The organism is Nocardioides sediminis, from assembly GCF_003047295.1.
GTDB classification, from domain to species: Bacteria; Actinomycetota; Actinomycetes; order Propionibacteriales; family Nocardioidaceae; genus Nocardioides; species Nocardioides sediminis.
The window spans coordinates 293,055-314,779 of record NZ_PZYZ01000001.1; the positions used below are offsets into that span (position 1 = coordinate 293,055).

The 21,725-nt window shown below is 73.7% G+C and carries 17 protein-coding genes; 9 read left to right on the forward strand and 8 right to left on the reverse strand.

From position 1 onward, the window contains the following. The first annotated feature begins 155 nt into the window (after positions 1–155). Positions 156–662 carry a hypothetical protein gene (locus DAI17_RS21455; protein WP_234412066.1) on the forward strand — a complete coding sequence of 169 codons (507 nt, stop codon included), beginning with the start codon at positions 156–158 and terminating at the stop codon, positions 660–662. 25 nt (positions 663–687) lie between these two features. On the opposite strand, the gene DAI17_RS01410 is transcribed toward DAI17_RS21455, so the two are convergent. Beyond that, the gene (locus DAI17_RS01410) at positions 688–1,257 is read right to left on the reverse strand and encodes a mismatch-specific DNA-glycosylase (protein ID WP_107771115.1); all 570 of its coding nucleotides are present in this window, start codon (positions 1,255–1,257) and stop codon (positions 688–690) included. A gap of 115 nt (positions 1,258–1,372) precedes the next feature. Here DAI17_RS01410 and DAI17_RS01415 point away from each other — a divergent pair, with 115 nt between their 5' ends. Next, positions 1,373–1,969 carry a hypothetical protein gene (locus tag DAI17_RS01415; RefSeq protein WP_159081285.1) on the forward strand — a complete coding sequence of 199 codons (597 nt, stop codon included), beginning with the start codon at positions 1,373–1,375 and terminating at the stop codon, positions 1,967–1,969. An 80-nt stretch (positions 1,970–2,049) separates the two neighbouring features. On the opposite strand, the gene DAI17_RS01420 is transcribed toward DAI17_RS01415, so the two are convergent. Beyond that, the gene (locus DAI17_RS01420; protein WP_159081286.1) at positions 2,050–3,480 is read right to left on the reverse strand and encodes a phosphodiester glycosidase family protein; all 1,431 of its coding nucleotides are present in this window, start codon (positions 3,478–3,480) and stop codon (positions 2,050–2,052) included. 19 nt (positions 3,481–3,499) lie between these two features. Next, on the reverse strand, positions 3,500–5,083 hold the full coding sequence (locus tag DAI17_RS01425; RefSeq protein WP_107771118.1) for an alpha/beta hydrolase family protein: 1,584 nt from the start codon (positions 5,081–5,083) through the stop codon (positions 3,500–3,502). 68 nt (positions 5,084–5,151) lie between these two features. Here DAI17_RS01425 and DAI17_RS01430 point away from each other — a divergent pair, with 68 nt between their 5' ends. Continuing rightward, on the forward strand, positions 5,152–6,345 hold the full coding sequence (locus DAI17_RS01430) for a site-specific DNA-methyltransferase (protein ID WP_107771119.1): 1,194 nt from the start codon (positions 5,152–5,154) through the stop codon (positions 6,343–6,345). On the opposite strand, the gene DAI17_RS01435 is transcribed toward DAI17_RS01430, so the two are convergent. Then, positions 6,311–7,720: a WS/DGAT/MGAT family O-acyltransferase gene (locus tag DAI17_RS01435; protein WP_107771120.1), complete on the reverse strand. Its 1,410-nt coding sequence runs from the start codon at positions 7,718–7,720 to the stop codon at positions 6,311–6,313. The two genes, DAI17_RS01430 and DAI17_RS01435, sit on opposite strands and share 35 nt — an antisense overlap. Before the next feature lie 126 nt (positions 7,721–7,846). On the opposite strand from DAI17_RS01435, the gene DAI17_RS01440 reads away from it, so the two are divergent. Next, positions 7,847–8,956 (forward strand): FUSC family protein, encoded by a 1,110-nt coding sequence (locus tag DAI17_RS01440; RefSeq protein ID WP_107771121.1) that lies wholly within the window; start codon positions 7,847–7,849, stop codon positions 8,954–8,956. A gap of 127 nt (positions 8,957–9,083) precedes the next feature. On the opposite strand, the gene DAI17_RS01445 is transcribed toward DAI17_RS01440, so the two are convergent. Then, a complete protein-coding gene (locus DAI17_RS01445) occupies positions 9,084–10,217 on the reverse strand; it encodes a glutamate--cysteine ligase (protein ID WP_107771122.1) in 1,134 nt (377 codons plus the stop codon). A 97-nt stretch (positions 10,218–10,314) separates the two neighbouring features. Between DAI17_RS01445 and DAI17_RS01450 the strand changes: the two genes are divergently transcribed. Next, the gene (locus DAI17_RS01450) at positions 10,315–11,841 is read left to right on the forward strand and encodes a threonine/serine exporter family protein (RefSeq protein ID WP_234412067.1); all 1,527 of its coding nucleotides are present in this window, start codon (positions 10,315–10,317) and stop codon (positions 11,839–11,841) included. A 9-nt stretch (positions 11,842–11,850) separates the two neighbouring features. On the opposite strand, the gene DAI17_RS01455 is transcribed toward DAI17_RS01450, so the two are convergent. Genes DAI17_RS01455 through DAI17_RS01465 form a run of 3 tightly spaced genes read right to left on the reverse strand, consistent with a single transcriptional unit; the run spans position 11,851 to position 14,803 of the window. Next, a complete protein-coding gene (locus DAI17_RS01455; RefSeq protein WP_107771123.1) occupies positions 11,851–12,429 on the reverse strand; it encodes a DUF402 domain-containing protein in 579 nt (192 codons plus the stop codon). 23 nt (positions 12,430–12,452) lie between these two features. After that, positions 12,453–13,310 (reverse strand): SDR family NAD(P)-dependent oxidoreductase, encoded by an 858-nt coding sequence (locus DAI17_RS01460; RefSeq protein WP_107771124.1) that lies wholly within the window; start codon positions 13,308–13,310, stop codon positions 12,453–12,455. Then, positions 13,310–14,803, reverse strand: a complete 1,494-nt coding sequence (locus DAI17_RS01465) for a flavin-containing monooxygenase (protein ID WP_199904881.1) — start codon at positions 14,801–14,803, stop codon at positions 13,310–13,312. The genes DAI17_RS01460 and DAI17_RS01465 overlap by 1 nt, the downstream gene beginning before the upstream one ends. A 166-nt stretch (positions 14,804–14,969) precedes the next feature. On the opposite strand from DAI17_RS01465, the gene hrpA reads away from it, so the two are divergent. From hrpA to DAI17_RS01485, 4 genes are all read left to right on the forward strand, one after another. Beyond that, the gene (gene hrpA, locus DAI17_RS01470) at positions 14,970–18,770 is read left to right on the forward strand and encodes an ATP-dependent RNA helicase HrpA (protein WP_234412068.1); all 3,801 of its coding nucleotides are present in this window, start codon (positions 14,970–14,972) and stop codon (positions 18,768–18,770) included. 42 nt (positions 18,771–18,812) lie between these two features. Next, on the forward strand, positions 18,813–19,412 hold the full coding sequence (locus tag DAI17_RS01475; protein ID WP_107771127.1) for a hypothetical protein: 600 nt from the start codon (positions 18,813–18,815) through the stop codon (positions 19,410–19,412). 159 nt (positions 19,413–19,571) lie between these two features. Further along, the gene (locus tag DAI17_RS01480) at positions 19,572–20,030 is read left to right on the forward strand and encodes a type II toxin-antitoxin system PemK/MazF family toxin (RefSeq protein WP_107771128.1); all 459 of its coding nucleotides are present in this window, start codon (positions 19,572–19,574) and stop codon (positions 20,028–20,030) included. A gap of 95 nt (positions 20,031–20,125) precedes the next feature. Next, positions 20,126–21,508 carry an extracellular solute-binding protein gene (locus DAI17_RS01485; protein WP_159081287.1) on the forward strand — a complete coding sequence of 461 codons (1,383 nt, stop codon included), beginning with the start codon at positions 20,126–20,128 and terminating at the stop codon, positions 21,506–21,508. Positions 21,509–21,725 lie beyond the last annotated feature (217 nt).

Genomic DNA, 21,725 nt, shown 5'->3' on the forward strand with positions numbered 1-21,725 from the left:
CCACAGCCGTACGCCGCCCGGCCGGCGTTGTCGGTGCGTCCCACGAGCGTGCCGGGCATGGCCTTCCACAGGCCCGCGATCCGCAGGGTTGGGGAGCCGTGGCCCGGGGGCACGATGCCGGGACAGCCCGCCGACCACGCCGCCGAGGAGCACTCATGACGCAGGACGCCGACGACACCGCCACCCGCAGCCCCGGGACGTCCGCGGGACACGGACGACCTCGCCGCGAGCGGCTCCGCGTGTCGCCGCCCCTGCCGCCGGACGACCTCGTGTTCCTGGCCGGGTTCGGCCGGCACCCGGTGCCGGACCACGACGGAGGGCACGCCGTGCTGCCGCTGCGGATGGCGCGCATCTGGCCGGGGCAGCCGACGGGGCCGTGCCCGTGGGTGCCGTGCGCGAGCGGGTGCTGCCTGCACCTGGTGGGGCGGTCCAGCGGCTCCGCGGCGGCCCAGTGGTTGCGCTTCCTGCTGGCCGAGTTCCTCGAGCCCGCGCACGCCCTCGGCGGCACCGTCGAGGTCCCCGGTCCCGCGCCGGGGCACGCGCGCACCAGGGCGGTGCTGATCGTGGACCGTGCCGACGTGTTCGAGGGCGAGGTCGACACCGGCGCCGGGCCGATGGGTCGCACGAGCGGCCTCGGGGCGGAGGAGCCGTGGTCGGGGTGAGTGCGCCGGCGTCCCGGTGCCCGGGTCAGCCGAGCACCCCCGCGGCGCGGGCCGGCTCGGCATACTCCGCGGCCAGCGTCGCGACCGTGTGGTGGGCGTTGAGCCCGCTCGGGTTGGGCACCACCCAGAGCCGCGCCCCGCCCAGCGGTTGCGGCTGCTCGCCGACGACGGCGCTCGGGAGGCCGAACGCCTGTCGGTAGGCGGTGATGCCGGCGACCGCGACCACACGGGGGCGGAGCTCCCCGACGAGCGCGGTCAGTGCGGCGGCGCCCGCGCGCAGCTCGTCGCGAGTCAGCTCGTCGGCCCGGGCGGTGGCGCGGCGGACCAGGTTGGTGATGCCGATGCCCCGGGCGCGCAGGTAGTCCCGGTCCTCGTCGGTCATGCCGGCGGCAGGGTCGATGCGGCGGTCGATGATGCCCGCAGCCAGCAGCGCGGGATAGAAGCGGTTGACCGGGTGGGCGAAGTGCGTGCTGGTCGCGGCGGTCCACAGGCCCGGGTTGATGCCGACGAACAGCAGTCGCGGGTCCGGCCCGAGGAGGTCGGGCACCTCGGCGTCGCGGAACGACTCGAGCTCGGCACGGGAGAAGCGAGGCATGCGGGGAGCCTAGGTCTCGCTGCGTGCCGTGCCGACGAGTGCTGTGCTGACCGGCGCCGGGCCGGCCGGCGGGAACGACTGCGAGCCGGCGGTCGTCCCAGTCATCATGAGGCACATGCTGAGCACCCCGGTCCGGTCCGTCCTGGCGACCACCCTCGCGGCCGCGCTGGCCGCCGCGGCCTTGGCAGGGTGCGGCCAGTCGGACGGTGGGGAGACGTCCGACCGTGCGGCCGAGCCGACCGCGAGCGACACCTCGACCGTCGAGCCAGGGGAGGGGACGACCCCGGGACCGGGCGACTCGGCGAGCGCGACCGGCGGGGAGGGCGCGACGTCGACCGGTGCGGGGACGGTCCTGCCGACGGGCGACGCGGCGACCACCACGACCGCGCGCATCATCACCGCCTCCAACGCCGACGGCGAGACCAGCCCGCGTCCCGTGCCGCTCACCGACTCCGCCTCGGTGCGGGACTTCGTCGCCACGATGGGAGCCGACCTCGGCCCTCGGGTGCGCGCGGCCGTGCGCCAGACCGACGTGCCGCCCGGGCAGACCCTGATGGGCGCGATCGTGTCGGTGGGCTGCGACGAGCCCACCGGGGTCGAGGTGGTGCAGACCTTCGACGGCTACGAGGTGACAGCGGTGCTGCCCAAGTCGGGCGTCCAGTGCGTCGTCGCGATGACCTCGGTGGCGCTGTTCCAGGTCGAGAGCCCCTGAGCCGGAGACGCGCCACGCACGCGGGGCCCTGAGGAGCAGCGCTCCTCAGGGCCCCGCGGCTCGTCAGCCCGGCGCGGGCGTCAGGGCGTCGTCGTCGGGGTCGTCGGCGGCGGGGTGGGCGTCGGCGTCGGGGTCGGCGTGGGCGTCGGGGTGGGCGTCGGGGTGGGCGTCGGGGTCGGCACCACCGGCGGCGTGATCGGCGGGAACGGAGCGTCGTAGTAGATGCCGACGCCGTTGGCGACCTTCCGCTCGTGGCCGTCGGACGGCTCGTTGATGATGCCCATCTCGCCGGTCAGCAACCGCGAGTACATCGTCGAGGAGCCGCCACCGTCGAGGTTGAGGGCGTTCTCCGCGCCGAGCGCGGTCATCATGGTGGCCAGCTCGACCATGGTGAGGCCGCGGCTGGCCGACGTACGGCCGTCGACCACGAGGAACAGCAGGCGGTTGGTGTCGGCGTCGATCCCCACGGCGGTGCGCGGGTGCATGAGGCGGTCGTTGATGACCGTCCGCACCCCGTCGAGCAGGATCGAGCGGTCGCCCGACACGGCCATCGTCGCGCGCGGCTTGGTCTTGTACTTGAACCTGAGCTTGCGGCCGACCTTGAGCTGCTTGAGCAGCTTGGCCGCGGAGCCGCGGCCGACCAGGACCTGGCCCTTGACCTTGCGACCCTTGGACAGCACCTTCTGGTTGGACTTGATCCGGCCGTTCACCACGACGACCTCGCGCGCGTCCTTGTCGCCGTCGGTGACCGAGTAGCCCTTGGTCCAGCCCCAGTCTGAGGTGTAGAGCCCGATGGTGTCGTCCTCGACGGTGGCGGCGTTGAGGCCGGAGACGGGCCAGCGCGGGCGCTGTCGCAGCTTGGTCCGGGTCACCATCGGACCGACGTGGTAGCCGGTGCTGTCGAGGTAGAAGGTCGCGTTCTCCGGGATCCACCCGGTGGCAGGGCCGTTGACGACGCCGCGCTCGCGGTCCACGGCCGGCCCGAGGGCCACGCCGGTGTCGGAGATGTCGAAGAAGTCGCCGTTGACGGCGCCGATCACGCCCTCCCTGGCCCCGAGCTTGCTCACGGTCTGGCGGCGCACGGCGTACTTGTGGCCGAGGTGGTCGATGCGGATGTTGGCGGCGTTGAGGTCGACGGTGAGCAGGTTGGCCCGGACCGGTCCCCGCGCGTCGACCTGGTCCCACTCCCGGACCTGGATGCCGGGGGCGATGTCGTAGGTGACGTCGGTGACCACCCGGGCCTTGCCGCGGCGCCCGGCCGGCCAGGGCTCGGCGATCTCGCCGCGCACCCCGTCGGAGGTCTGGCCGGGCGTGCGCAGCACCGTCCCGGGGTCCGCGAGCGCGCGGCGCTGGGCCGGCGTGAGGCGCTTGCCCGGCCCCGGGCGGTCGGCGGCGACCGGGGCGGAGCCGCCGTCGTCCGGGGCGGCGCTGGTCGGGGTGGCGCCGACGACGAGCGCGCACGCGAGGGCACCGGCCGTGGCGGCCGCGGTCAGTCGGTTCGAGGCAAGCACGCGCTCCACAGTAAAGGGGTCAGCGTGACAGGAGGGGCAGGTGTGCCTGAGTTTCTTCGATCGTGACCACCCCGGGCGTGCGGCTGGACATGCCGACGAAGGTGTCGCTCAGTGCCGAGACGAGCAGGTAGAGCCGCTGCCCGGCGGGCACGTCGACGGCCACCGACGGCAGGGCCACGCGACGTTCCTGGCCGACGACCGGGCCCGGCTCGTCGACGGGGAGGACGTTGTTCTGCACCAGGGTGGCGTCGGCCGGGCTGGTGCCCACGGCGAGCCCGTAGAAGGCCCGGTTGTGCACTCCGAGCGCGGTGAGGGAGCCGGTCAGGTGGGGTGTGCCCGCGAGCCGCAGGGGCCCGGGCGCGATCTCGTACGCGATCGGCGCTCCTGCCGCGGTCGGGCTCACGACGGTGCCGACCGGGAGGGCCTCGGTGGGCTCGGGCGAGCGGACGGTGGTGCACGTGGACGCCGGCGTGGCGAGGTGCAGCCGGCCGTAGCCGCGCAGCCCGGTGCGCCGACCCTTGAGCTGCTCGTCGAAGAACCGCCTGCTCAGGGCCTCGAAGTCGCCGCCGGCCAGCCGCTGCGAGCAGGGGTCGGAGGTCACCGAGATCCCGCGCGGCAGCAGGCCGGGCAGCACGTGGCCGCCGTTGTAGGCGACGAAGATGCTGTCGCGGCGGGCCCGGGGCGTCAGCGCCCGGCGCCAGTTGGCCAGCCCCTGCTCGAGGGGGAAGAGCGTGTCGGTCGTGCCCTGCCCCAGCAGCACCGGGATCGACAGGCGGCGGCCCTGCGCGACGTGGTGGGCCGGGCCGTTGCGGCCGAAGAACTCCGGCATGTCCTCGGTCCCCGGGACCGAGCCGTCCGGCCAGGTGCCGGTGGCCGCACCCTCGGCGAGCGCCTTGTAGACGCGCGGCGGCAGCGCGTCGGTCGGCACCGCGGCCGCCGAGAGGGCCAGGGCCCACTCGGTGCGCACGACCCCCTCGGGGGCGAGGCTCTGGTTGAGGTCGTGCCAGGTGATCTCGGGTGCCATCGCGTCGAGCACCGGCTCGCCGCGCCGTTCCAGGCTCGTGAAGGCCGCGAGGAACTGGTAGCCGCCGCCGTAGGACCCGCCGATCGCCCCCAGCCGGGGGTCGCCCGGCCCGTCCTGCCGGACCCAGCGCAGCCTGCTCATCAGCCTGATCAGCCGGGCCACGTCCTTGCCCTCGACGGCCGGGTTCTCGACGTACGCATGACCGCCGGACTCGCCGAAGCCCCGCTGGTCGAAGGACAGCACGCCGTACCCGCCCTCGAGGAACGTCGCGAAGGCCGCCGGGTCCTTCGTCCGCGAGCCGCCCCAGCCGTGGCTGTGCCAGATCATCGGGACCGGGCGCTTGCGCGAGGCGCCCTCGGGCTTGAACAGCGAGTAGCAGATCTGCACCGGCGTGCTCGAGCCCGGGTCCGGGACCGAGGCGAGGCAGTCCTCGACCACCTTGACGCCCGCCGGTCGTGCCGCGGCGGCCGACCAGGCGGCGACCGGCGCGAGGGCCGGGGCGGCGTACGACGAGGGTGTGACGGGGCCGGCGACGGCGAGCAACGGGGCGATGAGCGCGAGAGCAGCGAGCTTCCTCATGGCCTCCTCAACTGCGCGGACGGCGTGAGGTCACGCGTCGTGGCCGTGACGGCTCGTAGGGTGCGGTCGTGACCGGGCGGCCCTGCAACACCTTCGTCGAGGCGGACAACCTCGACGTGCTGCGCTCCCTGGAGCCCGGGAGCGTCGACCTCGTCTACACCGACCCGCCCTACAACACCGGCAACGACTTCGCGTACGCCGACCGGTTCCGCGCCGCCGACGGCGCCCGGGCCGGCCGGCACGAGGCGTGGGCGCGGATGATGCGACCGCGGCTGGAGGCGGTGCGCGACGTGCTCTCGGAACGGGGCGCGCTGTTCATCAGCATCGACGACAACGAGGCGGCCCGGCTGCGGCTGCTGCTCGACGACGTCTTCGGCGAGGAGTGCTTCCTGGCCCAGGTCGTGGTCAACCTCAACCCCAAGGGCCGCCAGCTCGGGCGCGGCTTCGCCACCAGCCACGAGTACGTGCTGGTCTACGCCCGCGACCCGCGGCGGTGCTCCGTCGACGCCACCAGCGCCGACCACGTCGACGAGGCGGACTTCCCGCTGACCGCCGCCGACGGCCGGCGCTTCCGCCACCTGCCGCTGCGCAACACCAACAAGAAGTTCAACCCCCTCACCGCGCGCACCCTGCACTTCCCGCTGTACGGCGACCCGGCCAGCGGGCGGGTCGCGACCGCGGCCTTCGACGGGGCGGTCGAGGTGCTGCCCGTCTTCGGCGACGGGCGGCCCGCGGTGTGGCGCTGGTCGGCGCCGCTGGTGGACGAGCGCCCCGACGACCTGGTGTGCCGCACGATCCAGGGCAAGCTGGGGGAGCGGGTCGACGTCTTCCAGCGCGACTGGTTGCACCGCGACGGCGGGCGCCGCAAGAAGCTGCGGACCATCTGGCCCAGCGAGGAGATCGGCTCCACCGACACCGCCGTCGCGGAGCTCAAGGACCTGGTCGGGCACGTCTTCGAGTCGCCCAAGCCGACCGGCCTGGTGCGGCGGATCCTCTCGACGATGCCTCGCGACGCGACGGTGCTCGACCCGTTCGCCGGCAGCGGCACCACCGGGCACGCGGTCGTCCTGGCCAACGCCGAGGACGGCGGCACACGCAGCTGCCTGAGCATCAACTCGCCCGAGCCGACCCGCACGGGCTCCAACGCCGACCTGGCCGGCCTGTCCACGGTCGCGGCCATCACCCGCGCCCGGCTCGCCGCGGTCGACGCCCGCCTCGGGGGCGGGTTCAGCGAGTTCCCGTGGCCCGCTCCAGCGCCGTGAGCTCGGCGTCGAGGTGGCCCAGCAGCCGCTGGAGGTGGGGGACCGTGCGACGGCACCCGGTCAGGCCGAACCCCATCTTCCCGTCGTACGACGTGCAGGTGATGTTGAGCGCCATCCCGTTGATGGGGATGGAGAGGGGGTAGGTCCCCACGAGGCGGGCGCCGTTGAGGTACTGCGTCGAGCGCGGGCCCGGCACGTTGCTGATGATCACGTTGAACGGCGGCCGGACGATGCCCTGCAGCCGCAGCATCGGGGTGAGGATCGAGGGCGCCATGCCGATGGCGCTCATGGCGAGGATCTGGGTCGGCGTCATCGACGACAGGGCCTGCTTGCCGTCGCGCATCGAGCGGTGGATCGCGGTCAGCCGGGCAGCGGGGTCGGCGAGGTCGGTGGCCAGCTGGACCATCACGGCACCGACCGCGTTGCCCCCGTCGGGCGAGGCGACCTGTGACTGCTTGGCGTTGAGGCCCACGGGCACCATCGCCACCAGCCCGGTGTCGGGCAGGGCGTCGTGGTCGAGGAGGTAGGCCCGCAGGGCGCCGCTGCACATCGCCAGCACCACGTCGTTGATCGTGCTGCCGGTCGCCGCCCCGACGGCCCGCAACCGCTCGATCGGCCAGTCCTGGGCGGCGAAGCGCCGGGACCCGGTGATCGACTGGTTGAACATCGTCCGCGGCGCGTAGAGCGACAGCGCGGAGGTCTCGTTGCGGATGCCGCGGGTGACCGTGCGCACCAGCGCCGAGGGCAGGCCGGCGGCCTCGGCGGAGAGACCGAACGCCGTACGCAGCGCGGACATCGGCACCTGGGACAGCGACGACTCGGCCGCCTCGCGGGTGCGCTGTGCCTTGGCGCTCGCGGGTCGGGCCGCCCACGGGGCCGGCATGCCGCGCCGATCGGGGTCGGTGGAGAGCACGCTGGCCAGCAGCCGCATCGCCGAGACGCCGTCGACGAGGGCGTGGTGGGTCTTGGTGTACATCGCCACCCGGCCGTCGCGCAGCCCCTCGATGACGTGGGCCTCCCACAGCGGCCGCTCCCTGGCCAGCCGCTGGCTGTGCAGCCGGGAGCAGAGGTCGAGCAGCTCGCGGACCCGTCCGGGGCTCGGCAGGGCGCTGTGCCGCACGTGGTGCTCGATGTCGAAGTGCTCGTCGGGCACCCACACGAGCTGGCCGGCCGTCGCGAGCGAGCGGTGCGGCCGCTTGAGGAAGAGCGGCGCGATCTCGTCGGGCGCGCTGAGCTGCTCGTACATCTTCCGGGCGTAGCCGCGGCCGGCACCCTGGGGCTTCTCGAAGAGCTGCAGACCGCCCACGTGCATCGGCTGGGTGCGGCTCTCGGCGTAGAGGAACGCCGCCGACGTCGGGTCGATGGGGTTGACCACTCTCACCTCCTGGGGTTGGGCGATCCTGTCGTGTCGGGACGGTGTCCACAAGGGCCGACCGGCAGACCGTCCACGGCCGTCGTGGGGGAGGCCCCTCGCCGGGCGCACGGTGCAAGGATGGGCGACATGCAGGCCGCACCCCCCGACGGGCCGCTCGACCGGATGTGGCACCGCGGTCGTACGTCGCTGCGGGTCCGCGTCGGCCGGGTGCGCTCGAAGTCGTTCGCCATCGCGCAGTGCGCGCTCGCCGCCGGGATCGCGTGGTTCGTCGCCTCCGACGTCCTCGGCCACGAGACACCGTTCTTCGCGCCGATCGCCGCGGTGGTCAGCCTCGGCACGTCCTACGGCCAGCGGCTGCGCCGGGTCGCCGAGGTGACCGTCGGGGTCGCGGTGGGGGTGCTGCTCGGCGACCTGCTGGTCTACTGGCTGGGGTCGGGCTGGTGGCAGCTGTCGCTGGTCGTGGCTCTGGCCATGTCGATCGCGTTCCTGCTCGGCGGAGGGCAGCTGCTGGTCACCCAGGCGGCCGTCCAGTCGATCGTCATCACCACACTGATCGCCGACCCCGGCGCGGCCTTCACCCGCTGGACCGACGCGCTCGTCGGCGGCGCCGTCGCGCTGGTGGCCGCGACCGTCGTGCCGGCGGCGCCGCTGCGCCGGCCCCGCGAGCAGGCCGCGGAGGTGCTGGGCAAGATCTCCGCCCTGCTCCGGGCGGCGGCCGACGTGATGGTCGACGGCGAGGTCGACCACGCGCTCGAGCTGCTCGCCGACGCCCGCGACACCGACTACCTCATCCAGGAGCTCCGCGCGGCGGCCGACGAGGGGCTGGACGTGGTGGCCTCGAGCCCGTTCCGGGTGCGGCACAAGGGTGGACTCAGACGCATGGTCGAGCTCGTCGACCCGCTCGACCGCTCGCTCCGCAGCACCCGGGTGCTGGTGCGCCAGGTGGCGGTGGCGGCCTACCGGCGGCGGCCGTTTCCCCCGTCGTACCCGATCGTCACCCGCGAGCTGGCCGCCGCCGTCGACGCGGTGGCCGACGAGCTGCGGGCCGACCGGATGGCCGTCGCGGCCCAGCCCGCGCTCCTCGCCGTGGGGATGGCCACCGCGCAGGTCGAGCGCTCCGACGTGCTGTCGATCGAGGTGGTGCTCGCCCAGGTGCGGGCCGTGGTCGCCGACCTCCTCATGCTCACCGGGATGGGCCAGCTCGAGTCGACCGACGCGCTGCCGCCGCCCCGCTGACCCCGGCGTCAGCGCCGGCGGCCCAGGCAGCCGGCCCCGGATAGTTTGGGACGATCCGGGTGGTTCCCGACCGATTCGCCTACGAGATCGTCCCAAACTACCCAGCGGAGGTGGGCCGGCGAGGCGCTCAGCGCTCGAGGGATTCGCGCAGCTCGTCGACGACCGAGTCCACGACCGCGGTGAGGTCACCGCCGGCCTCCCGGGCCACCACACGCTGCCGCTGGTACGACGCCCCGCGGCGCGCGATGTCGGCCACCGACCGCAGCTCCTCCTCGCACCCGAGGCGCCGGGACACGGGGCTGAGCTGCTCGAGGAGGTCGTCGAGGTCCTCGGTCACCAGCCGCTCGCGGGAGCCGGCGTCGAGGATCACGATGGCGTCGAGGCCGTAGCGGGCGGCGCGCCACTTGTTCTCCTGCACGTGCCAGGGCGGCATGGTCGGGAGCTCCTCGCCGGCGGCGGCGCGGGTGTCGAGGTCGACGACCAGGCAGTGCACCAGCGCGGTGACCGCTGCGAGCTCGTCGATGTCGGACATGCCGTCGCAGACCCGGTTCTCGATGGTGCCCAGGTGCGGGGCCGGCCGGATGTCCCACCGCACGTCGGCCATCGAGTCGATGACCCCGGTGGTCATCTGGTCGGAGATGCAGGCCTCGAACTCCGACCACTCGTGGAACTGGAACGGCAGCCCGGCGGTGGGGAGCTGCTGGAACATCAGCGACCGGTTGGAGGCGTAGCCGGTGTCCTGCCCGGCCCACACGGGAGAGCTGGCGCTCAGCGCGAGCAGGTGGGGGTAGGTGTTGAGCAGCGCGGAGAGGACCGGCATCACCCGGTCGCGCTCGGGCATCCCGACGTGGACGTGCACGCCCCAGATGAGCATCTGGCGGCCCCACCACTGGGTGCGGTTGATGAGCTCGGCGTACCGGCTGCCCTCGGTGAGCTGCTGGTGCGACCAGTCGGCGAAGGGGTGCGCACCGGCCCCGAAGAGGTCGACGCCGAGCTCGTCGGCCGCCGGCATCACCACGGCCAGCGTCTCGCGCAGGTCGGCCATCGCCTCCTCGACGGTGGTGCACACGCCGGTGACGATCTCGACCGTGTTGCGCAGCAGCTCCTTGTGCAACCGGGTCGGGTCGGCGAGCCGCGGACTGGCGGCCGAGAACAGGTCGGCGGCGGTGTTGGAGAGGTCGCGGCTGGTCTTGTCGACGAGCGCGAACTCCCACTCCACGCCCAGCGTGGGGGAGGCCGAGGCGTGGAAGTCGAGGCGCACACGACCATGCTAGGGACGCCCGGCGTCCACGGCCTCACCCCGACGATCCGGCGGCGGCCCGGCCTGCCACCATGACGCCGTGGAGGAGGAGATCCGGATGACCCGACAGGACGGCACCCAGCTCGAGCCCGGTGTCGAGGCGGCCATGGAGGCGGCCGTGGAGGCGGTGGCCGAGGCGGCCGTGGAGGCGGCGGCCGGACCCGCCGTGGAGGCGGCCGTGGAGGCCGCGATCGAGGCGGTGGCCGAGGCTGCGGCGGTCGAGGAGGCCGAGGCGGCCGAGGCGGCCGAGGAGGCCGCCCGCGAGCTCAACCTGAGCCTCGACCTGTGCCTGCGCATCGGGGAGGTGCTGCTGTCCTCGGGGGCCGGCGCGGCCGACGTGACGGCCACCATGCAGTCGGTCGCCCACCACCTCGGGCTGCGCCACCCCGAGATCGACGTGACCTTCACGTCGCTGTCGATGAGCTACCACCGCGACCCCGGCGAGCCGCCGGTGATCATGCTGCGCAACGTCAAGCACCGCGACATCGACTACGAGGACCTGACCCAGGTCGACCACCTCGTCCACGAGATCCTCGCCGGCCACCTCGACCTCTACCTCGCGCGCACCCGGATGGCCACGATCATGTCGACCGGCCACCCGTGGCGCCGGCTCGCCGTCACCGCGGGGTGGGGCGTCATGTGCGCCAGCGTCGCGGTCTTCCTCGGCGGCGACTGGCTCGTCGCCGTGATCGCCGCGGCCTCCGCCGTCACCATCGACCGGCTCCAGCTCGTGCTGTCGCGCCGCCGGCTGCCCACGTTCTACCTGCAGGTGGCCGGCGGAGCGGTCGCGAGCCTGTTCGCCGTCGGGCTCGCCGCCACCCCGGTGGAGGCGGACCTCTCCCTGGTCGTCACCGCCAACATCGTGATGCTGCTGGCCGGCATCGGCTTCATGGGCGCCATCCAGGACGCGTTGACCGGCTTCTACGTCACCAGCGGCGCCCGGATGATCGAGGCGCTGCTCGCCACCGCCGGCATCATCGCCGGGGTGAGTGGCGGGCTGTCCTTCGCCGCGGTCATCGGGGTCAACATCGGCCAGCTCGTGCCCGGCCGGGCGCTGGGCAACCACGTGCTGGTCGGGGTGGTCGGGGCCGCGATCTGTGCGGCGGCGTTCGCGTTCGCGTCGTACGCCCCGCCGCGCGTGCTCGCGCCGATCGCCGGCACGGCCGCGCTCGCCACGCTGCTCTACACGGTGGTCGCCGAGGCGGGCTTCAGCCGCACCTGGGCCGCGGCCATCGGCGCCTTCACGATCGGACTGGTGGCGTACGCCGTCGCCGACCGGTTCCGGGTCCCGCCCCTGGTGGTCGCGGTGTCGGCCATCGTGCCGCTGCTGCCCGGCCTGTCGATCTACCGGGGGCTCTCGCTGCTGGCCACCGGCGGCTCCGGCACGTCGTACGGCATCGTCGCGATGATGACCGCGGCCTCGGTGGCCCTCGCGCTCGCCTCGGGCGTGATCCTCGGCGAGTACCTCGCCCAGCCGCTCAAGCGCGAGTCGCGCCGGCTCGAGGACCGGCTGTCGGGCCCGCGGCTGGTGGGCCCGTTCCGGGCGCGGACCAAGGGCGAGACCCGAGCCGACCGCATCACCTGAGCGCCGGCGTCAGCGGGACCGGTCGCCGGAGCGACCGCTCTCCATGACGTCCCGCAGCACCGAGAGCCAGTGGTGCTTGCTGCCGTCGTACGGCGCGTGGCCGGCGCGGACGGCCGCCAGCACCGCCTCGCAGCTCGCGCGCGCCCCTGCGACCACCTCGGCGGGATAGCCGAAGGCGACCTGGTGCTCCGCGAACTCGTCCTCGTCGTCCACGACCACCAGGCCGTTGAAGCCGCGGACGACGTCGAGGTCGAGGTCGACGGCCCGCAGGGTCGTGCCGTCCCACTCCGGCGGGGTGGTCATGTCGACGTAGACCTCCACGCCGGAGCCCCCGAGCACCTCCCAGGGCAGGCCCTCGACGGCATGGAACGCCGCGAGGTGCCAGGCGCCACCGGCCGGGACCAGTCCGACGTGGTCGCGGTCACCGACGAAGGTGTGCCCGGGCCGGGTGTAGGTCGTGCCCGCGGCGAACCCCAGCCAGGTGCCGTGGTCGTCCGCGCCGAGCACGACCGCGTCGTACTCCCAGTGGGGGCGTCCGCCCCACTTGGTCATCTCGCAGCGGACTCGGGTGCCGGGCGGGTGGGTCATGCCCCGATCCTGCACCCCTCCTGTCACTGCCGGTCCGTCACCCGCGGCCCGAGTCGCGCGACGACGTCCTGGTAGCGCGACCCGGTGAGCTTGGCGAAGTGGTGGACCACGTGCGCGTCGGCGCCGACGAGCACGCGCGCCCTGCCGGCGAGCGCCCCCTCCAGGATGATCCGGGCGGCCTTGTCGGCCGGCATCCTGGCGAGCTTCGTGTCGAAGAGCTCGGCCAGCCGGGCGTGGTCCTGGCCGGCGGTGGTGCGGCCGCGGCGCACGATGCCGGTGCGGATGCCGCCGGGGTGCACGCACGTGACGGTCACCGGGTGGCCGTTGACGAGCATCTCCTCGCGCAGGGCCTCGGTGAACCCGCGCACGGCGTACTTGGTGGCGTTGTAGGCGCTCTGACCCGGCATCGAGACCAGCCCGAAGAGCGAGGAGATGTTGACCAGGACGCCGTCGCCGGACGCGACGAGGTGAGGGAGGAACTCCTTGGTGCCGTTGACCACGCCGTTCAGGTTGATCCCGACGATCCAGTCGAAGTCCTCGTAGGACATGTCCTCGAAGTCGCCGGACATCGAGACGCCGGCGTTGTTGACCAGCACCTCGACGCGGCCGAAGTGGCCGACGACGTCGGTGGCCCACTGCGCGACCGCGGCCCGGTCGGACACGTCGAGGACGTCACTGCGCACCTCGGCGCCGAGGGCCACGGCCTGCTCGACGGTGCCGGCCAGCGCGTCGGCGTCCCAGTCGGACAGCGCCAGCAGGGCACCCTGGCGGGCGGCGAGCAGCGCCATCTCGCGTCCCATGCCGCCGCCGGCACCGGTGATGACCACGACCCTGTCCCGCAGGGTCCTGCCGGGCTTGCGCACGAGCCTGGGGGTCTTCATCAGGTGATCCTCTCGTCGGTGCGGGCGGCCTCGACCTCGTAGGCGTCGACGTCGAAGCGGGAGAGCAGGGACCGGAAGGTGAAGGTGTGGCGCGGCCACACCACGGTGTTGCGCCCGTGCGCGTCGAGGTACCAGCTGGCGCAGCCGCCGGTCGACCAGACGGTCCGCCGCAGGCGGCGCTGGAGGTCGCGGTTCCACGCGTCCTGCGCGTCGCGGCGTGGCTCGACCGCGGCGTACCGGTTCGCCCGCATCGTCGCGATCGCGCCGAGCACGTAGGCGATCTGGCTCTCGATCATGAAGACCATCGAGGAGTGCCCGAGGGTCGTGTTGGCGCCGACGAGCTGGAAGAGGTTGGGGAAGCCGTGCACGGTCGTGCCCTTGTACGCCGCCATCCCGCCGTCGGCCCACACCTGCGCCAGCGATCGCCCGTCCCGGCCGCGGACCCGCTCCGCGATCGGCTGCTCGGTGGCGTGGAAGCCGGTCGCCACCACCAGCACGTCGACCGGCCGCTCGACCCCGTCCGCGGTGACGACCGCGTCGGCGGTCACCCTGGCGATCGGGTCGGTCACGAGGTCGACGTGGTCCCGCGCCAGCGCCGGGTAGTAGGTGTTGCTGATCAGGATGCGCTTGCAGCCGATCGTGTAGTCGGGCGTGACCCGGGCGCGCAGGGCGGGGTCGGGGATGCCGCGGGCGATGTTGAGCAGGGCGGCCCGCCGGGCGGGCGCCGCGAGCCGGGGGAGCCGGGTGAAGGCGGGCACGTAGGACTCGCGACCCCAGTAGGTCGCCGTGCGGTAGACCCGCCGGACGGCCGGCACGCGGCGGAGCAGCAGTCGCTCGAGCCGCGTGTAGCGCCGGTCGCTGCGCGGGATCACCCACGGCGCGGTGCGCTGGTAGACGTCGAGGTGACCGACCACCTTCGCCACCTCCGGGACGATCTGGATGCTCGAGGCGCCGGTGCCGATGACCGCGACCCGTTTGCCGGTCAGGTCGACGTCGTGGTTCCACCGCGCGGAGTGGAAGACCTCCCCGGCGAAGTCCTCGATCCCGTCGATGTCGGGCAGCCGTGGCTCGGAGAGGCCGCCGGTCCCGGTGACGAGCGTGGTGGCGGTGACCTCGCCGCGGCTCGTGCGCACCACCCAGCGCTGCGCCTCCGCGTCGTACCGCGCCTCCTCCATCGTGGTGTCGAACCAGAAGCGGTCGAGCACCCCGGACTCCCGTGCCACGCGTTGCAGGTAGGCGTCGATCTCGGGCTGGGGGGAGAACGACCTCGACCAGTCGGGGTTGGGCGCGAAGGAGAACGAGTAGAGCTGGCTGGGCACGTCGCACGCGGCACCGGGATAGGTGTTGGCCCGCCACGTGCCGCCCACTCCCGCGTCCTTCTCGATGACCGCGAAGTCGGTCTCGCCGGCCCGGTCGAGCCGGATCGCCGTGCCGAGCCCGGCGAACCCGGCGCCGACGACGAGGTGGGTGACCGAGGCCGGGAGGGGACGCATGGCTGCGAATGTATCCACGTCGGTGTCGATCGGCATGTGGGGAGGGTCGTCCGGGACGTCGTACGCCGCCGCAGACCTGTGACCGCGCTGTGCGGCGGCGATGTCCTGCCCGCGACACCGGTCCCGCAGACAATCCGGTTGCCGCGTGCGGAACAATGGAGGGGTTGTGCAGATCTCCTATCCCGCCGAGCTCCCGGTCTCGGCCCGCCGCGAGGACATCGCCGCGGCCATCCGCGACCACCAGGTCGTCATCGTCGCCGGCGAGACCGGGTCGGGGAAGACGACCCAGCTCCCCAAGATCTGCCTCGAGCTCGGGCGCGGTGCGGACGGGCGGCTGATCGGCCACACCCAGCCCCGTCGGATCGCCGCCCGCAGCGTCGCCGAGCGGATCGCCGAGGAGCTCGGCACCGAGCTCGGCGACCTCGTGGGCTACCAGGTCCGGTTCACCGACCGGACGAGCAGGTCCAGCCGGGTGAAGCTGATGACCGACGGCATCCTGCTGGCCGAGCTGCAGCGCGACCGGCAGCTGAGGAAGTACGACACGATCATCATCGACGAGGCGCACGAGCGGTCCCTCAACATCGACTTCCTGCTCGGCTACCTCAGGCGGCTGCTGCCGCGGCGCCCGGACCTCAAGGTGATCATCACCTCGGCGACCATCGACGTGGAGCGGTTCGCCGCGCACTTCAAGGCCCCGGTCGTCGAGGTCTCCGGGCGCACCTACCCCGTCGAGGTGCGCTACCGCCCGCTGCTCGAGCTCCCCGAGGCCGACGAGGAGGGCGAGCCGGTCCAGCGCGACCAGACCGAGGCGATCCTCGACGCCGTCAAGGAGCTGTCCTCGGAGGGCCCCGGCGACGTCCTGGTCTTCCTCCCCGGCGAGCGCGAGATCCGCGACACCGCCGACGCCCTCGCCGCGCTGCAGTCCGACCGGCTCGAGGTGGTCCCGCTCTACTCCCGGCTCTCGGCCGCCGAGCAGCACCGCGTCTTCTCCTCGCACCCCTCGAGCATCCGCCGCGTCGTGCTCGCCACCAACGTCGCCGAGACGTCGCTGACCGTCCCGGGCATCCGGTACGTCGTGGACACCGGCGTCGCGCGCATCTCGCGGTACTCCCTGCGCACCAAGGTCCAGCGACTGCCCATCGAGCCGATCAGCCAGGCCAGCGCCAACCAGCGCTCGGGCCGGTGCGGCCGCGTGGCGGAGGGCATCGCGATCCGCCTCTACAGCGAGGAGGACTTCGAGGGCCGGCCGGAGTTCACCGACCCCGAGATCCTGCGCACCAACCTGGCCAGCGTCATCCTCCAGATGACCTCGCTGGGACTCGGCGACATCGCCCGGTTCCCCTTCGTGGAGCCGCCCGACCGCCGCAACGTCCGCGCCGGTGTCGACCTGCTGGAGGAGCTCGGCGCGCTGGACGCGGGCGGTGCCGCGGCCCGGCCGCAGCCGGGCCCACGCCCCGACCAGCGACCGGGACCCCAGGGGCCGCGGCTCACCAAGCTCGGCCGGCGGCTCGCCCGGCTGCCGATCGACCCACGGCTCGGCCGGATGATCCTGGAGGCCGAGCGCCTCGGCTGCGTCCGCGAGGTGGTCGTCATCGCCGCGGCGCTCAGCCTGCAGGACCCGCGCGAGCGGCCGGCCGAGCAGCAGGCGCAGGCCGACCAGCTGCACGCCCGCTACAAGGACGAGACGTCCGACTTCCTCACCTGGCTCAACCTGTGGCGCCACGTCAAGCAGCAGCAGCGCGAGCTGAGCTCGAGCGCCTTCCGGCGGATGTGCAAGCGGGAGTTCCTCAACTACCTGCGGGTGCGGGAGTGGCAGGACTTCGAGTCCCAGCTGCGGCAGGTCTGCAAGGAGATGAAGGTCGACGTCGGCCAGCCGGCCGACGTCCCCGATGCCGACGGCATCCACCAGGCGCTGCTGTCCGGCCTGCTCAGCCACGTCGGCGCCCTGGAGGAGCGCGACAAGGGCCGTCCCGGGGAGCGGCGGCCGATGCGTGAGTACGTCGGCGCCCGCGGCGCCCGGTTCGCGGTCTTCCCGGGCAGCGTCCTCAAGGGGCGCAACCCGCAGTTCCTCATGGCCGGCGAGCTGGTCGAGACCTCGCGCCTGTGGGCGCGCCAGAACGCCGCCATCAAGCCCGAGTGGGCCGAGCGGCTCGGCGCCCACCTGGTCAAGCGGTCCTACTCCGAGCCGCACTGGTCGGCCAAGCGGGCCGCCGTGATGGCCCACGAGAAGGTGACCCTGTACGGCGTCCCGCTGGTCGCCGACCGCCTGGTCACCTACGGCAAGGTCGACCCCGCCCTGGCCCGCGAGCTCTTCATCCGGCACGCCCTGGTCTACGGCGAGTGGCGCACCCGGCACCGGTTCGCCGCCGACAACGCCCGGCTGCTCGAGGAGGCCGAGGAGCTCGAGCACCGCGCCCGCCGGCGCGACATCGTGGTCGACGAGCACACCCTCTTCGACTTCTACGACGCCCGCGTCGGCGCCGACGTCGTCAGCGGCGCGCACTTCGACCAGTGGTGGAAGCGCGAGCGGCAGAAGCGCCCCGACCTGCTGACCTTCGACCCCGAGATGCTCACCCACGCCACCGCCGACCAGATCCGGCAGGCGGACTTCCCGACGAGCTGGCACGACAGCGACGAGGAGGGGCTGACCTTCCCGATCAGCTACCACTTCGAGCCCGGGGCGGCCGACGACGGTCTCACCATCGAGGTGCCGGTCAGCACCCTCAACCGCGTCGACGCCGGCGACTTCTCGTGGCTCGTGCCGGGCCTGCGCGAGGAGCTGGTCACCGAGCTGATCCGCAGCCTCCCCAAGAACCTGCGCGTGAGCTTCGTCCCCGCCCCCAACACCGCCCGCGACTTCCTGGCCGCGACCCCGCCCGGGGAGGAACCGCTGCTCGACGCCCTCGAGCGCTACCTGCGCTCCACCACCGGCGTGGTGGTCCCGCGCGAGGCGTGGGACTGGTCGCGGGTGCCGGCACACCTCCAGCCGACCTTCCGGGTCGTCGGCGACGACGGCTCCGAGGCCGCGCGCGGCAAGGACCTCGACTCCCTCAAGGAGCCGCTGCGGCCCTCGCTCGCGCAGGCCATCGCCGACGTGGCGGCCGACTCCGGGGTGAGCGCCACCGGCCAGACGCGGTGGACCTTCGGGACCATCGAGGAGTCCTTCGTGCAGCGGCGGGCCGGCCACGAGGTCCGCGGCCACCCGACACTGGTCGACGAGGGTGCCACCGTCGGCCTCCAGGTCGTCGGGTCCGCCGACGAGGCCGCCGCCCGGCACCGTCTCGGCGTACGACGCCTCCTCCTGCTCGCCCTCGGTCCGGCGCCCTCGGTCGAGCGGCTCGGGCTCGACCAGCGGGCCAAGCTCGCGCTCGTCGGGTCGCCGTACGCCTCGATCGCCGACCTCGTCGAGGACACGCGCGCGGCGGTGGTGGGGGACGTCGTCGACGCCCACCCGCCGGTGCGTGACGAGGCGGCGTACGACGCGCTGCTGGTCCAGGTTCGCCGCGACCACGACGCCGCGCTGCTGGCCGCCGTCCACGACGTCATCCGCGTCCTCGACGCCTGGCGCGCGACCGACAAGGCGCTGTCGGGCCGTGCCGAGCTCGCCACCCTGCCGGCGCTGACCGACATGCGCGCCCAGGTGGCCCGGCTGGTCGCGCCGGGCTTCGTCGGCGAGGCCGGCGCCGCCCAGCTGCGCGAGATCCCGCGCTACCTGGCCGCGGTCCAGCACCGTCGCGAGCGGCTCGACTCCCAGGTCGCGCGGGACCGGCAGCTGATGGACCAGATCGCCGACCTCCAGGACGCCTGGCTGCACCAGGTCGAGGCCCTCCCCGAGGGTCGGCCGCCGAGCGCGTCGCAGCGCGCGGTGCGGTGGATGCTCGAGGAGTACCGCGTCTCGCTGTGGGCCCAGCACCTCGGCACCCGGCACGCGGTGAGCGACCAGCGGATCCGCAAGGCCCTCGGCTAGACCCGTGCCGGGGACCGGGCCCCGACGCCTAGGCTGGACGTCGTGCCAGACCAGCCCCGCCACCACAAGCCGGCGACCCCCGGGGCCGCGTTCTTCGAGGACCTCGGGGGCGGCGACGACCCGGCCCTGCTCCGGGAGGCCGGCGACCGCGCCGCCACCCTGCTGGTCCGCGGCGCGCGCACCTCCGACGACCCGGCCGTCGTCGAGCGCGTGCTGCGCCTCGCGGAGACCGAGGGGCTCGAGACGCTGGCGCAGGTCTGGGCCGGCGCCCCGCCCGACACCCTCGCCGGCAGCCTGTGGCGGCTCTACGTCCTCCGCGCCTGGGTGCACGCCCAGCCCGCCGCCGTCGCCCGCGAGTACGACGCCGGGCGGGCCCGCGCCCAGGTCGCCCGGGTGGTCGCGGGAGTGGCCGACCCGCCGGGTCCCGAGGAGCTCAAGGCGATGGTGGACGAGACCCTCCGCGGCATCGCCGGCGGCGACTTCGCGGTGACACTGCTGCGCGCGGCGGCATTCGCCCGGGTGGTGGCCACGGGACGCGCGGGGGCGCAGGGGAGCAGCCACGACGAGACCGTGAGGATGCTCACGCTGGCCGAGCAGCTCGAGTCGGCCGGACACCTCGAAATGCGCCACGCGCTCGACTGACGACCTACACTCGACCCCGGAGTGCGTCGGGCTGTGGCAGCCCCGGGTCCCAAAATAAGCCGCTACGAGCGGCCATGCGCCGTGAGGCGCTCCCGGTCCGGCGCACTCCACGAAGCGTCCCTCCCGGCACATCCACGCGGGCGCTCTAGCCTTGTCGCCATGTCATCCCTCCGCGACCGGCTCACCCGTCTCCTCACGCCGCGGACGCGGCCCGCGCCGTTGACGGACCAGCCCGACCAGGCCGCCCCGTCGACGTACGCCCCCGAGATCGACGGCGAGCCGGACCCCGGCGAGGTGGTCTGGGCCTGGGTGCCCTACGAGGACGACCCGAGCCAGGGCAAGGACCGTCCGGTCCTCGTGCTCGAGGAGCGCGACGGCGGCTGGACCGGGCTGATGCTCAGCAGCCAGGACCACGACCGGGACGCGGCCGACGAGGCGCGTTTCGGCCGCTACTGGATGGACGTCGGGACCGGCGGCTGGGACTCCCAGCGGCGTCCCAGCGAGGTCCGGCTGGACCGGCGCATCCCCCTCGAGCGCCACGCCGTGCGCCGCGAGGGAGCGGCGCTGGACCCGGAGCTCTTCGCGGCCGTGGTCGCGGCCGCCGACGCCCACCGCTAGCCGCGGTGGGCCCGGCGCCCAGCCGCCCACTAGGGTTGCGACCGCCCGGAAGGATGGGCTCGGGCAGGACGCGGTACGACGGGAGGGCGGCAGGGATGCTTCGGCGATGGGTGGCGGCAGCGACCGCGGTGACCCTGTGTGCCGGCCTGGCCGCCTGCAGCGACGAGGGAGCGTCCCCGACACCGCCCGAGGCGAGCCCGACCACCGACGCACCCACGCAGGCGCCGGCGGAGGTCACCCGGCTCACGTTCGGCGCCTACGGCAGCGACGACGAGCTGGCGGCGTTCCAGCAGGTCGTGGACGCGTTCAACGTCAGCTCCACCACCCGCAAGGTCAAGCTCGTCACCTGGCCCGACCACGACGCCGCCCTGGACGCGGTGCTCGCCGGTGACGCCCCGGACGTCTTCATGGCCTCGCAGCGCGACCTGGGCAACCTGACCGACGCCGAGGCGACCCAGCCGGTGAGCCTGCTCCTCGACGAGCGCGGGGTGGACTTCGGCGACCGCTACTCCCGCGACGCGATCGACGCCTTCGGTGTCGAGGACGACCTCCAGTGCATGCCCTACTCGGTCTCGCCGATGGTCATCTACTACAACGACGAGCTGATCGACTTCGACAGGATGGAGCGCCGCGGCCTCGACGTGCCCTCGCCCGAGCGGGGCACCGAGGACGTCCGCACCCGCTGGAACCTCGAGGAGTTCGCCGCGGCGGCGCAGTTCGCCACCCGCCGCGGCCGGGCCGACGGCGTCTGGATCGAGCCGACCCTCGAGGGACTGGCGCCCTTCATCGCGTCCGGCGGGGGCAAGGTCTTCGACGACAGCGCGGAGCCCACCTCGCTGGCGCTGTCCGACGAGTCGACGGTCGACGCCCTCGACCGCACCCTGGCCGTCCTCCGCGACTCCACGCTGACGCCGAGCCCGAGCGAGCTCGAGGAGCGGTCGGCGCTGCAGCGCTTCCGTCGGGGCGAGCTGGCGATGATCGCCGGCTTCCGCGACCTCGTGCCCGAGCTGCGCCAGAACGCCGAGCTGTCCTTCGACACCATCTCGATGCCCGTCCTGGACGAGCAGGCGACGGTAGGCGACATCGACGGCCTGTGCATCTCCGCGGGCACCGAGCACGTCAACGAGGCGGCCGACTTCCTCGCCTACGCCGTCTCCGACTCCGCCATCGAGACGGTCACCCGCACCGGCTACATCGTGCCGGCCAACACCGAGGTCGCAGGCTCCGAGGTCTTCCTCGGGCCCGGCCGTCAGCCGGCCACCTCCAAGGTCTTCAACTCCGCCATCCGCGGGATGGTCGTCCCGCCGCTCCTCGACAACGGGGACGAGCTGCTCGAGGCGGTCGGTCCGATGGTCGACGACCTCGTCACCGACCCCGGCGTGCTCGACCTCGAGGAGGCCACCCAGGAGATCGACGAGGCCTCCCGCGCCGTGCTCAGCCCCGAGGAGGAGGAGCCGGGCGAGTCTCCCTCGGAGTGAGGGAGTGGGCCCGTGCCCTGAGCCCGGCCCGCCCTGCTCGGTCCCGCCAGGCCGTGCTCCGTCCCGTCACGGCGGCGCCGTCGCGCGGGTGCGCGAGTATCCCGGCACTGCCGGCCGGAGGTCGTGCACGTGCGCAGCTTGGGGGAGGGTCGATCGGTCTCGGTCGTGCACGTGCGCAGGTCTGATGGCGCCCGAGTGCCACAGGTCGTTCACGTGC